Here is a 12463-nt window from a genome sequence, read left to right as displayed (position 1 = left end):
ATGAAAGTCAGATACCTGGCCGTCCTCGCGACGCTGGCGACCTTACTGGCGAGCCTGTTCGTCGCCGGTCAGCCCGCCAACGCGGCCACCGTCGACACCAACGCCTGGTACGTCCTGGTCAACCGCAACAGCGGCAAGGCCCTGGACGTCTACAACCTCTCGACCGCCGACGGCGGCCGCATCACCCAGTGGACCAGGAACAACCAGAACCAGCAGCAATGGCAGTTCGTCGACTCCGGCGGCGGCTACTACCGCATCAAGTCCCGCCACTCCGGCAAGGTGCTCGACGTCTACAACTTCTCCACCGCCAACGGCGGCGCGATCGTCCAGTGGGCCGACGGCAACGGCACCAACCAGCAGTGGCGGCTGGCCGACAGCTCCGACGGCTACGTGAGGTTCGTCTCGCGCCACAGTAACAAGGCCCTGGAGGTCCAGGGCGCCTCCACCGCCGACGACGCCAACATCGTCCAGTACGACGACTGGGGCGGCACCAACCAGCAGTGGCAGCTCGTCCAGGTCGGCGGCGGCAACCCCGGTGCGTGCGATCTTCCCTCGACCTACCGCTGGAGTTCGACCGGCCCGCTGGCCAACCCGAAGTCGGGGTGGGTCTCGCTCAAGGACTTCACCGTCGCCCCCTACAACGGCAGGCATCTCGTCTACGCCACGACGCACGACACGGGGACGAGATGGGGTTCGATGAACTTCGGCCTCTTCACCAACTGGTCCGACATGGCCTCGGCCGGCCAGAACACCATGACCAACTCCACCGTCGCACCCACCCTGTTCTACTTCGCCCCCAAGAACATCTGGGTGCTCGCCTACCAGTGGGGCGGGACCGCCTTCTCCTACAGGACCTCCAGCGACCCTGCCAATCCGAATGGCTGGTCAGCGCAGCAGGTGCTCTTCTCGGGAAGCATCTCAGACTCGGGAACAGGACCCATCGACCAGACGCTCATCGGTGACGGCACGAACATGTACCTGTTCTTCGCCGGGGACAACGGCAAGATCTACCGGGCCGGCATGCCCATCGGAAATTTCCCGGGCAGTTTCGGCGCCACATCGACGGTGGTCATGAGCGACACGAGGAACAACCTGTTCGAAGCCGTCCAGGTCTACAAGCTCCAGGGCCAGACCAAATACCTCATGATCGTCGAAGCGATCGGCGCGCAGGGCCGCTACTTCCGCTCCTTCACCGCCACCAGCCTGAACGGCTCATGGACACCGCAGGCCGCGACCGAGAGCAACCCCTTCGCCGGCAAGGCCAACAGCGGCGCCACCTGGACCAACGACATCAGCCACGGCGAACTGATCCGCGCCGGCGCCGACCAGACCATGACCGTTGACCCCTGCAACCTCCAACTGCTCTACCAGGGACGCAACCCCAACTCCGGCGGCGACTACGGCCTCCTGCCCTACCGGCCGGCTCTGCTGACACTGCAGCGCTAACGGTGTGGCGGGCGCGGCTCAAGACCGCGCCCGCCATGCAGAAATGTCAGCGCTCACATAGCGACGGAGCGCCGGGTCGATCCAGCCGCTGACTTCGGCCACCAAGCGGGATCCATCATCGATATGGTCTTACGCCGTCGTGGGCCAGAACCGCAGCTTCAGCAGGGTGAAGCTGACGATGTCCGGCGTGAACTCATCGTGCCCGAGGGATTTCCGGTGGATTGCGACATTCCAGATGGTGTCCCTCCGGCCAAGGTCGAATGCTGCGCCGTATGACGTTCCGCCGGAATAGCCGCTGACGGCAGCGACCTTTCCTGAGGTCAGGAGCACACTTCCGGTCCAGGTCCTGTCCCAGGAGGTGAGCAGTGGAGGCGGCCCATCCCAGAGCTCGTATTTGAGAAGGCATCGCTCGCTGTCGTCCTCGTTAATGGAAATCCCGTTATCGACAGTGATGACCCACTCTTCCGCGTCGGCGTGGATGTCCGCGAGCACCCATTCCATGTCGGGGTCCACGACACCTTCTAGGTACTTCTGTATCTCGCGTTGATCAAGAATTTCGCTGATGATTCTTGCCATGAGATGTCCTGATATTCCGTTGTGTCCGTGCGTGTGAAGCCGGGCTGACCCACCCGGTACGGCGGTGCAGCCCGGCTCGGATATTACGGGTTAATCCAGCAAGTCTACCCAGAACGTGTCGTAGTTTATCATTCTATTGTTGTCGTACCAGGCGTTGATCACCGTACCGTGTGATCGGTTCGCCGCCTGGTTCACCCATTGGACGGAGAAGTTGAAGAAGGGAGTGGCGCGCTGAGCCCCTTCCAGGGTTGAGGCGAAGGGGAATTCATCGCAATCCATCCCCTTCTTCTTTTCATCTGCTAGTTCGAGGTCGCAGACAGTCTTTGCGGTGCTGCGGCTGCCGTTCTGGATGGGTTCGTACCCATGACGGCGCAGCGGTCTGAGTTCGCTGCCGCCCTTGATGTCCTTCATTCCCTGCAGATCCGGGAAAGACGGGCCGCCCGGCTTGGGGACGGTCTCCTGGGGTCGGGTGAGGGCCTTTTTGATGTGGTCATACATCTCCTTGTATGGCACACCGGTAGTACTGACGTCATTCCTGCCCATCGAGAATGCCGGAACGACGTTCGATACGACGCAGCCCCCGCCCTTGTGCCAGCGCTGCATGGGTGATGCGTCACAGCGGAACGTGCTCAGTGACGAGTACGAGGTGGTGGTGTTCTTGGCGTCGATCGGGTGTTTCGTGATCACGGCGTAATTCATGGTGCACTCGCTGGTCAGGTGATAACCCGTGCCCGGGCCGGAGGTGAAGAGTTGCGTCTCATGCCACTCCGTGCCGGCCTCTCGCTTCCACTGGTCAATGGTTTTGAAGACCGATGTCCCGGTGCCGCCCGAAACTCGGGGGCAGTTGCCCGTCTTCGCGCGTGGAGTCATGGAGAACGCGACATAGGTGTTGCCGATGTCGCCCTCGACCCTGGTCATGTAGTAGTGCTGGCGCACGTAGAATTCGCGCCGGTTGAGCTTGCCCTCCAGATAGGTCATCACATGTCCTGTGAGCGTCCCGATCTTTCGGCCGACCTTCCATACGCCGAGGTCGAGATATTCTTCCCAGAACACCACCTTATAGCTGGAGTATCGACAGTGGTTGAACCGGTTCAGGCTCCACGCGTAAGGCGCGTCGCCGGAGGCTGTTTCCCGCTGGCATTGTGCCAGGGTCGGAGTGGGTACCACGCCCTGCGGTGCGGCGCGAAGGATTCGCTTGATCTCATCCGCCGACATCCGACGGCCCTGTGCTTGCGCGGTGGTGGACTGGAGCGGCGCTTGAGAAGTGTCGATGCCGAGGGAACGCCATTCAGTCCAGTCGCCGGTGCTGCCTGCGCCAGTGAGACGGGCGCGCCATCTCAACTCCAGCCCAGCGCGGAGCTTACCCTTGGGCACCTGCAACGTCACCCGGGACTCACCGGGCTTGGCGGTGGCCTGGCCTGACCAGAGCAACCGTTGCTCCACGCGTGGCTTGCCCGTCTTGGTGCCTGTCTTGGTGGGCATGCGAGTGATCTCCACGTCCACCTTCGCCTCGCCGTCGCGCCTGGCGGACAACCAGGTGGTCAGGCGGGGGGTGAGGGTGGAGGTGACGCTGACGCCGTCCACGGTGCGGGCGCCGTCCACCGTCAGTTTGCCGATCGCGGGAGCGGCGTCCGCGGCGGCGTCCATGCGCCGCTGTTGAGCCGCCGCTCCTGCCGGGGCGGGGCCGACGGGGGTGTTCATGTCGGTCTGGATCTCGGTCGGGGTCTGGACGCGGTTGTAGACGCGCACCTCGTCGATCAGGCCGCTGTAGAACTCGCCCCAGAAGCTGTTGCCTCCCAGGCGCAGCTCGCCGCCGTCGTCGACGAGGTCGCCGCTGATCGGCGTCTGGTCCACCTGGGTGCCGTTGACGTACAGGGTGGCCATGTTGCCGTTGTAGGTGACGGCCAGGTGGCTCCACTGGTTCAGCGGCAGCGGGCTGTCACCTGCCGCCGCCCGGGGGCCGGCGGCGATCTGCAACCAGCCCAGGGGAAGAGAACCGTCGGAGGAGGAGTACAGGCCGTAGGAGCCGCCGTCGTCGCTCTCCTTCATCAGCACGGTGCGCCAACTGTCTGCTGCCGCGGGCCGTACCCAGGCCGAGAGCGTCAGCGCGTTCGTCAACCGCAGTGACGCGGCGTGCGGGACGGTGACCCAGCTGGAGTCACCGTTGAAGGACAGCGCCTTGCCGTGCTTGCCGGTCGCCCAGGTGGTGTCGGTGGCCGCGCCGGTGTTGTCCTGCCCGGAGGAGTCACCGACGTCGGTGCCTGTGCCTTCTTCCATGCCATAGGCCGCCACCAGCCCCGGCACCGGGTTGGGCGTGGGATCCGGGGTGGGATCTGGCGTGGGGTCCGGGGTGGGATCGGGCCCCGGCGTGGTGGAGCCGACCGGAGTGTTCATGTCGGCTTGAATCTGGGTTGCGGTCTGGGCGCGGTTGTAGACGCGCACCTCGTCGATCAGGCCGTTGAAGAACTCGCCCCAGATGCTGTTGCCGCCGATCCGCAGCGGACTGCCGTCGTCGTAGAGGCTGCCGCTGAGCGCGGTCTGGGCGACCTGCTGACCGTTGAGGAACAATCGCAATGCGGCACCGTCATACGTGAGCGCCAGGTGGCTCCACGTGCTCACTGGCAACGGAGAGATTCCGTTGACGGTCACATCGTTAAGCGGAGAAGTCTGCACCCAGCCAGATGGAACAGAACCGCCGTTGGCGGCGTACAGGTTGTAGGACAGGCCCTCACCGCCGTCCAGTTCCTTGCCGAGCACGCTGCTCCAGTCAGCCACCGTGGTCGGGTTGACCCAGGCCGAAAGCGTCATCCCGGTCGTCAGACGCAGCGACGCGGCGTCCTGGACGGTGACCCAACTGGAGGAACCATTGAACGACAGGGCCTTTCCGTACTTACCGTTGACCCAGCCGGTGCTGCTTCCGGTACCGGTGTTGTTCTGCCCGGAGGAGTCGGCCACACTCGTGCCCGCGCCCTCGTTCATGCCGTAGGCGGCAACGAGTCCTGGGATCGGAGGCGGTGTATCCGCACCCGTCGTGAATATCCAGGTATAGGGGACCATGACATTGCCCGAAGTATCCTTGGCGCCGCCCACCTCGACCCGATATGTGGTCTGCGCGGCGAGCTTGGATGCCGGTGTAAAGGTCCATTCGGCATTGCTGCCACCGCCCTGTAGCGCTCCCTGCACCGGCGTCCCCGCCGGGTTCTTGACGGTGAGTGCGACCTCCGACACCGCCTCGTTGAACGTCACCTTCACGGCTGTACTCACCGGTACGTCCGTGGCGTTCCCGCCCGGTTCGGCGCCAGTCACAGTCGGTGCGGCGGCGTCGGGCTCCCCAGTCGTGAACGACCAGGAATAAGGCGCCATTTGGTTCCCGGCCAGGTCCTTGGCCGCGCTGATTTCCGCGGTGTAGGCCGTACTGGTGGCCAAGGGCGCGTCCGGTGTGAAGATCAGCGTGTCGCCTATGTCGTCCATGGCTGCCTTGCCGGCCACCGCGGCACCCTGCGCGTTCTTGACCACGATCTTAGCGTCGGTCACCTCTTCGCTGAAGAACGCTGTGACCGGGTTGTTGACCGGGGCTCCCGACTGCCCGTTCGTGGGCTCGGTGCTCAGGACACTTGGCGGTTTGTTGTCTTCAGGCATGGGATTCGGTTCGGGCGCTCCTGGTTCCCCGGGGGGAAGCAGATCAGGGTCGTGGGCGTCCTCCAATTGCTGGTCGGTGAGATCGTCCGGGTAGAAGGCGTCCACCAGACGCGTTTTGGCCGACTCGCCTTTCGCCTGCGCCTCGGCGATCGCCTCTTCGTGGGACCTGGCCTGGGCGGGAGGAAGCTCGTCGAAGTAAACATTGCCCGATTCGAGCCATGCCTTGTCCTCCTCGTAGGAGGTCTCAGGCGGCGTGGCGCTCTCATAGGCTCGGGGAACCACGATGATCCGCTTGACCGCAGGGGTGTATTCGATCATGAGTGCGGGTGGGTGGCGGTAGCCCGGATAAGGTTGGCCGCCGCCGAACTGGCTGGAGTAGTACTGGCGCCAGTTGATCGCCGCGCTCTCGCTGGCGGCACGCAGCACCATGCCGTGGTTGGACGCGCCTTGTTCGATCCAGGCGCGGGCCATGCCGGTGACCCGGTGGAAGAGCTCCTCGTCCTTGGCGCACCAGGTGGCGGGGTCGGCATCGTAGTTGTACCCGGCCCGGTTCAGCCCCTCGGTGCCGGTGCTCGAGGGCTGGTTGTACCAGTCCAGGCTGTCGAGAGTCCAGGAGGAGGTGACGCGCGCGGCCACGATGCCCGCCCCCAGCGGATCGCCACACAACTGGCCGTTGGGCCCGCCAGACTTGTAATTCCACATCCGCAGGTCCGCCTGGATGACGGTGGCCCCCTTCAGCACGGGGTCCGTAGTGTCGAACTTCATGTACACGCGGGCGATGTCCGCGCTGGTCGAGGTGGTGCCCGCGCGAAGGTACCCGGCCGCGGCGTTGTTGTTGTAAGGGTCGTTCCTACTGACCCAGGCGTCGGTGGGAGCGCCGCCACCGAACCACTCAGAGGAGGCGGCGATCGTCACCGGATAGGTCACCGCTGGGTCGGCCAGGAACTTCTCGTCAGGGGAGAACACCAGCTCCGATGTCTTACCGGAAGTCTCCACGCGCGCCTTGACCGAAGACGTCCTGCCTTGCTCGGGGGTGGACTCTACTTTGGCGTCCATCGCGGTCAGCACGATCGGCGCGGCCTTCGCCTCGCCCTTGGCGTCCTTGAGCTGCGGCAGCCCCTGGGATGTCTTGCCGAACGTGGTGTCCTCGGGCAGCGTGAGCGGCAGCCGCACGGTCACCGAACCCGACGGCCGCTGCCGGAAGACCACCTGGGAGACGAACCCGTCGGCCTGGGCTTGAACCATCAGGTCCACCCCGGGCGCCACGGCGTCAGGGTAGGTGACCGCGTTGCCGGAGACCTGGGGTTCCGGCAACGCCCGGGTCACCCCCAAGCCGCTCTTGCCCTGCTTGCCGGCCGCCGACACCAGGTTCTTGGCGCCGCGGCCGCCGAAGGTCAGCGGGGTCTTGACCCGGGCGGCCTGCAGCTTGCCGTCACGGGTGACGATGCGGGTGTCAATGGGTTCCCAGGCACCGCTGGCCGGGTTCTTCAGCTGGACGGGGCGAGTGTGCAGCTCGGCCCGCATGTTCTTGCCGTCGGGGTTGGCCCAGACCTTCATGGTCTCGGTGAACTGAGAGGGGACCTCGACGGGCTGGCCGGACTTGGCGGCCTTGTCCCAGGCGGTCTTGAGAACGGGATCCGCGGGGGCGGAAGGTGATGTCACGGGGGTGGGGGGCTGGGCGATCGCGGGGACGCTCATCAGCGAGAGCGGCAGCGTCAAGGTCGCGATCAGGGCGGCGTGGCGGCGCGTCCGGGCGGATAAGCCGGACGGTAATCGTCGTGTGTTCATCACTGCCTTTCGAACGAACGTATGAAGAACAGGGTGATCGTTGCATAAGGCAGAGATAAGGTAAAGATCGTTTTCGCATCGGGAACGGGATGCTCCGTGATCGTCGAAGGTGGGGCGGCCAGCCCGTCGGCTTCATCACTGTGAGAACCTCGACCCACCACCTCCGGCGACTCGATCAACGCCCGGCCGGGCATGCCGAGCAGCCTTAAGGCCACCGAGTCAATCTTGATGCCGGCATCCTCCGGCGTCTCGCGCCGCCCGGGCAGCAGCTTGCGCCCGATGCCCGGGCGGCGGCGGCAGGATGGCAGCCGGTCAGGACGGGGAGGTGGGTACCGGGACCCGCAGCTTGGCGCCGTCGTCCCGTGGGGTCGAGCCCCGGACGTCGGGCCGGTGTCGTGCCAGCAGATCCAGGCCCAGGCGGGCTCGGCGCACCCGTTCGTGGCAGAGCGCCACCGTGGTGGCCTGCAGGTGCGTCCCGGCCGGGTAGACGTCCGGGGCGTTGCGCAGCCCGAACTTGATGTGCACCGGTGCGGCGACCTGGACCAGCGTGGGCAGCTCATAGTGACGGACGAATCCGCCGATGTTGTCGGGCGCCTCCACGTATACGTCGAGAGGGATGTCGACGGCGGCGCGGATCGCGGCGATCTGCGCGAGGGTCAGATCCGTGGGCAGGTTGAGACTGTCGGCGCCCAGGTCCTCCAGAACCCGCGCCGACTCGGGATTGGCGGCGGGCAGCATCACCGAGACCTTGGCCTGCATGTCCGCTGGCAGGTGTCCTGCCGACCTGAGCCGGCCGAAGACGGACAGGACGCCGAGGTCGGCGATGAGCACGCTGCGGAACCCGTACTCGGCCGCCCGCAGGATCTCATCCAGGACCGCCGCAACCTGGTCCTGCCCGCGTGCCGCCGGCGCCAGAACCAGGCCCGCTGAGCTGCGGGCCATCGCGGAGGCGTCCCAGCCCGCGCAGGGACGGGCGAAAAGGCTGACCTCAACCTCGGCGGACGCGGCCATGGCCGCCATCTCGCGTAGCTCGGCGCCCGTGAGAAGGCCGACCCCGGTGCCCTGTGACACACGGGTGACCGGCACGTCGAACGTCCGCGCCGCGGCCAGCACCGCGGCCAGGCACTCCGGACCTTCGACGCTGGGAATCTCCACCCGGTACTTCGCGCCGTCGGGGAACCGTCCTGGCGAGTCGGGCAGTTCGCGCAGGTCGCCCGCCGGCAGCCCGAGCGTGGTCAGCAGTTGCGCCGGGCGCGGCATGCCGACCGGTGTGGCGGGCGCGCCGCCGGTGCCGGTCACGAGCGCCTCGCCGAGGACGCGGCGGCAGCCGCGTTCAGCGGAGCGCGCGCGCTGTCACGGCGTTCCCAGCCGTCGCGCACGAGATTGAAGTGCGCGTTGGTGCGGGGATGGCGGGCGCACGCCTCGTGATCGAGTCGCACGCCGAGCCCTGGCGCGGTGGGCAGGGCGAAGCAGCCGTCGGCCGGATCGACGGCCGGCGCGCCCTGGACGAGGTCCTTGACCCACGGGTCGGCGAAGTCGTTGAAATGTTCGAGGACCTTGTGGTTCGGGGTCGCGGCGGCGAGGTGCACATTGGCCGCCGTTCCGACAGGGCCGCAGACGTTGTGCGGCGCGATGAGCACGTTGTAGGACTCCGCCCATCCGGCCAGTTTCCGCAACCCCGTGAAACCGCCGATGTGCGTGAGGTCGGCCTGCACGATGTCGACGACGCCCCGCTCGAGCAGTTCACGGAACTCGGGTACGGCGTGCACGCGTTCGCCGGTGGCGATGGGGATCGACGTCGCCGCGCGAACCTGCCGCAAACCCGGTACGTCGTACGGCGGGACCGGCTCCTCGATCCAGGCCGGGTCGAACTCTTCGATGGCTCGGGCGACCCGGGCCGCCGTCGCCGCGGTGAACCGCCCGTGCATCTCCACCATGAGCTCGACGTCGGGGCCGACCGCCTCCCGGACGGCGCCGAGAATGTCGCACGCCATGCGAAGTTGTGCGCTCGGCAGCTCGGCGGTGGCCGCGCCGAACGGATCGATCTTCAGCCCGCGGTACCCCCGAGCCACCACCTCGGCGGCCATCCGGGCGATCACGGCGGGGTCCCGATCCCCCTGGTACCAGCCGTTGGCGTAGGCGGGGGTGCGTTCCCGGAACCGCCCGCCGAGCAGCTGGTAGACGGGCACGCCCAAGTGCTGCCCGATCAGGTCGTGACACGCCATGTCGATGGTGGCCAAGGCGGTCTGCGTGACCTCACCGGCGCGGCCGTACTCCTCCCAGGAGAAGCTCCACGCCAGCCGCTGCACATCGAACGGGTCGCTGCCGATCACGTAGCGCCGCGACATCTCCTCGATGCACGCCAGCAGGGTGTCGGTCTTGTTCAGCATCCTCGCTTCGCCGAGCCCGCGCCGCCCGTCATCGGTGACAAGCTCGACGAACGTCAGCTCCCGCCAAGGGGTGCCGACGACGACAGTGGCGACTTCGGTGATCTTCACTGTGCCTCCATAGGTCAGGGGAGATGGCACGCGCGGCCCATCCGACCGGGTGTGAGCGGTGCAATCGGTACGGGATCGAGGACGACGCCGGCCTTTCAGCCTTCGGCGTCGCTCGTGGGCAGGGCCAGGAACGTGCGCAGGTCCATGCGCGTCTGGATGAGATGCTCACGCATGGCTTCCGCGGCTCCCCTGACGTCCCGGTCGCGGACCGCGGCCAGGATCCGGGCATGCTCGTCCATGATGTCGTCCATCGAGCGCCCCCGGGCGAGATGACCACGCAGGCTGCGCAACCGGCTCTCACGCATGGGCTCATCCATCGCCTCTATTAAGAAGCTGATCATCTGGTTGCCGCTCGCCGCGGCGAGGGCGGCGTGAAAGCGGACGTCCGCCTCATTGAACGACTCCTCGTCATTCGCCTGACTCATCGTGTTGAAGGCCAGGTCGAGCGAGGTCAGCGCGGTGCGCGTGGCGTGCCGCGCCGCGAGCGTCGTGCCGTGCACCTCCAGTGCGAGCCGCACCTCGACGAGCTCGAGCAGGTTGCGCGGGTCGCGGCGCAGGGAGGCGGCGAAGAACCCGCTCAGCGGAGCCGCGTTGGGGTAGGCGACGGCGGGACGGCGACCGCGCCGCACTTCGAGCAGGCCGCGGGCCTCCAGCGTGCGTACGCCCTCCCTAACGGTGAGCCGGCTCACCCCCATGGCCGTCGCCAACTCGCCCTCCGACGGCAGGAACTGGCCCGGCTGCAGGTCGCCATCGAAGATGAGCTCCTCCAGGTGACGCACCACGCCCGCGGTCCGCGACTCGCTCAATGGCTCTCTCTCGTTGTCCATCGTGTCCCCTGCCGGTTCGGCATCACGGACCCCGGTACTTCCGGCGCCCTGCCGCTGCTTGACCCTCTCACGCCTAGGACCATCGCACATATCTGACAAGTTCTCAACCAGTCACCGACAAGACCCCAGCGGCGCATCTGAATAATCGCTGTTCAGACGCATAGATTCCCTTACAACGCCCACGTCGGAACGGCTGGAGTTCCTCCAGACTCTTGCGAAGCTATCTGATGAGTGCCATGGTATCGGGAACCAACCCCGTCCCCGCCTGCCGCCCGACGAAGGAGATCCGATGGTTCGAAGTTCCCGCACCTCGCGGCGCCTACTGGCGGCAGGACTGCTGGCGGGACTGTGCGCGCTCAGCGGCTGCGGCGACGACGCGGGCGGCACCGGTTCGAACACCGGCAAGGCCGTGGACGACGGTTCCACCGTCACGATGTGGGCCCGCGCATCAACGGCGTCCCAGAGCCAGGCCCTGGTCAAGGCCTACAACGCGACCCACAAGAACCAGATATCGCTCACGGTCGTGCCCACGGACAACTACCTGCAGAAGGTCGGGATCGCGGCAGGGGCCAGCGATCTGCCCTGCCTGCTCGCCGCGGATGTCGCCTACACCCCCGACTTCACCTCGAAGAAGCTCTACCAGGACATCACCAAGAGAGTCGACGCGCTGCCCTTCGCCGCCGAACTCACCCCGTCGCACATGGCCCTCGGCACCCGTGACGGGCGCAAGTACACCGTCCCGCACACGATCGGCATGTCCGCGATCTTCCAGAATGACGTCCTGCTCAAGGCTGCCGGCATCGACCCGTCGGCCGAACTCACCAGCCTCAGGCAACTCGCGGACAACGCGCGCAAGGTGGCCGCGCTCGGCGATGGCAACATCGGGTTGTACTACACCGGCAACAACGGTGGCAGCATCGCCTTCACCCATTTCCCGTCGATCTGGGCCTCAGGGGGCGAGGCGCTGTCCGAGGACGGCACGGAGTCACGCCTGGCAGAACAGCAGTCGGTCGCGGTCTTCCAGGCCTACAACCAGATGTTCAAGGACGGATCCGTTTCGCCCAGCGTGCGCAACGAGTCCGGAGCCACCCGCGACGAGGTGTTCGCCACCGGCAAGGTGGGCTACATGCTGGCCAGCAACTCCGTCGTCGACAAGGTTCCCGAGAGCTCGACGCTCAAGATCGGCGTTCAGGGCATTCCCGGTGTGACCGGTGGTAGCTCCACCTTCGTCGGCGGCGACGCGATCGGCATCTCGACCTCGTGCAAGGCACCCGACGCCGCCTGGGACTTCCTCGCCTGGTCTCTCGGGGAGCACGCGCAGGTCGAGGTGTACGCGAAAAGCCACCAGCTCACGCTCCGCGGCGACCTGGTGGAGAACAAGTACGCGGCGGACGACCCTCGCATCGTCAAGCTGAACAAGCTGGTGGGCCAGGGCCGGACTCCGTATGCCGTCAAATTCGGGCAGACCTTCAACGACTTGAACGGACCGTGGCTCGCGGTCGCGCGTGGCGCCCTTTTCGGCGCCGACCCCGCCGGGTCGCTGTCGGCCGCCACCGGCGAGCTGAACGAATCCCTCTCCACGCGATAACCGTCCGCCCTGCCACAGGCGGGCCGGGCGTGAACAGCACATCAGTTCCTATCAGGAGGTCCCATGGCGTCGGTGATGAAGCATTCGCGACGCACTGAGCC

8 protein-coding genes are annotated in these 12463 nt (G+C 66.4%); 2 read left to right on the top strand and 6 right to left on the bottom strand.

Annotated elements, in window-relative coordinates; translation table 11 throughout:
- The gene (locus ACFOY2_RS17290; RefSeq protein ID WP_379529055.1) at window positions 1-1446 is read left to right on the top strand and encodes a non-reducing end alpha-L-arabinofuranosidase family hydrolase; all 1446 of its coding nucleotides are present in this window, start codon (window positions 1-3) and stop codon (window positions 1444-1446) included.
- 129 nt (window positions 1447-1575) lie between these two features.
- Here the strand turns inward: ACFOY2_RS17290 and ACFOY2_RS17285 are convergent, their stop codons facing one another.
- From ACFOY2_RS17285 to ACFOY2_RS17260, 6 genes are all read right to left on the bottom strand, one after another.
- Window positions 1576-2022, bottom strand: coding sequence for a hypothetical protein (locus tag ACFOY2_RS17285; RefSeq protein ID WP_379529054.1), 447 nt, complete (start codon window positions 2020-2022; stop codon window positions 1576-1578).
- Between the two features lie 90 nt (window positions 2023-2112).
- Window positions 2113-7380, bottom strand: a complete 5268-nt coding sequence (locus tag ACFOY2_RS17280; RefSeq protein ID WP_379529053.1) for a LamG-like jellyroll fold domain-containing protein — start codon at window positions 7378-7380, stop codon at window positions 2113-2115.
- 68 nt (window positions 7381-7448) lie between these two features.
- Window positions 7449-7664 (bottom strand): hypothetical protein, encoded by a 216-nt coding sequence (locus tag ACFOY2_RS17275; protein WP_379529052.1) that lies wholly within the window; start codon window positions 7662-7664, stop codon window positions 7449-7451.
- Window positions 7665-7761: 97 nt separating this feature from the next.
- On the bottom strand, window positions 7762-8748 hold the full coding sequence (locus ACFOY2_RS17270) for a U32 family peptidase (RefSeq protein WP_379529051.1): 987 nt from the start codon (window positions 8746-8748) through the stop codon (window positions 7762-7764).
- Window positions 8745-9947 carry a mandelate racemase/muconate lactonizing enzyme family protein gene (locus ACFOY2_RS17265; RefSeq protein ID WP_379529050.1) on the bottom strand — a complete coding sequence of 401 codons (1203 nt, stop codon included), beginning with the start codon at window positions 9945-9947 and terminating at the stop codon, window positions 8745-8747. Before ACFOY2_RS17265 ends, ACFOY2_RS17270 begins: the two co-directional genes overlap by 4 nt.
- Before the next feature lie 95 nt (window positions 9948-10042).
- A complete protein-coding gene (locus ACFOY2_RS17260; RefSeq protein WP_379529049.1) occupies window positions 10043-10774 on the bottom strand; it encodes a FadR/GntR family transcriptional regulator in 732 nt (243 codons plus the stop codon).
- A 289-nt stretch (window positions 10775-11063) separates the two neighbouring features.
- Between ACFOY2_RS17260 and ACFOY2_RS17255 the strand changes: the two genes are divergently transcribed.
- A complete protein-coding gene (locus ACFOY2_RS17255) occupies window positions 11064-12362 on the top strand; it encodes an extracellular solute-binding protein (RefSeq protein WP_379529048.1) in 1299 nt (432 codons plus the stop codon).
- Window positions 12363-12463: the final 101 nt, after the last annotated feature.

It is taken from the genome of Nonomuraea purpurea (assembly GCF_042650645.1).
In the GTDB taxonomy this organism is placed as follows: Bacteria; Actinomycetota; Actinomycetes; order Streptosporangiales; family Streptosporangiaceae; genus Nonomuraea; species Nonomuraea purpurea.
The sequence above is the reverse complement of the archived record's forward strand: the minus strand, read 5'-3'. Positions and strand labels throughout refer to the sequence as shown.

Coding starts and splice junctions, on each gene's coding strand:
- ACFOY2_RS17290 (WP_379529055.1), top strand. CDS start 1: ATGAAAGTCAGATACCTGGCCGTCCTCGCGACGCTGGCGACCTTACTG.
- ACFOY2_RS17285 (WP_379529054.1), bottom strand. CDS start 2,022: ATGGCAAGAATCATCAGCGAAATTCTTGATCAACGCGAGATACAGAAG.
- ACFOY2_RS17260 (WP_379529049.1), bottom strand. CDS start 10,774: ATGGACAACGAGAGAGAGCCATTGAGCGAGTCGCGGACCGCGGGCGTG.
- ACFOY2_RS17255 (WP_379529048.1), top strand. CDS start 11,064: ATGGTTCGAAGTTCCCGCACCTCGCGGCGCCTACTGGCGGCAGGACTG.